Source organism: Paraburkholderia sp. SIMBA_027, from assembly GCF_046535315.1.
Lineage (GTDB): Bacteria > Pseudomonadota > Gammaproteobacteria > Burkholderiales > Burkholderiaceae > Paraburkholderia > Paraburkholderia tropica.
This window is the reverse complement of the sequence record NZ_JAWRWY010001129.1, coordinates 1-253: the sequence shown is the minus strand read 5'-3', so window position 1 is coordinate 253 and position 253 is coordinate 1. Positions and strand designations below refer to the sequence as shown.

General features: G+C 64.8%; 1 protein-coding gene. It reads left to right on the top strand.

What is annotated here, in order from left to right:
- Positions 1-7 precede the first annotated feature (7 nt).
- On the top strand, positions 8-253 hold a 246-nt coding region (locus tag SB764_RS42645), incomplete at its 3' end, for an NAD(P)-binding domain-containing protein (RefSeq protein WP_410867129.1).

The window sequence follows — 253 nt, the reverse complement described above, 5'->3', positions numbered from 1 at the left end:
CAGCGCGTTGGTCTCCCTTGGACATGAGGTCTTTATGGGTTCCCGGGAGTCCGGCAATCCCACGGGCGTCGAGTGGGCCGCGCGATCCGGCGCCCTTGCCCGTGCAGGATCATTCAGCGAGGCCGCGAGCAACTCGGAACTGTTGGTGAACGCCACACCGGGCACAGTGAGTTTGGCCGCCTTGGCGGAGGCCGGTCCGGCGAACCTCCAGGGAAAGGTCCTGCTGGATGTCTCCAACCCACTGGATTTCTCC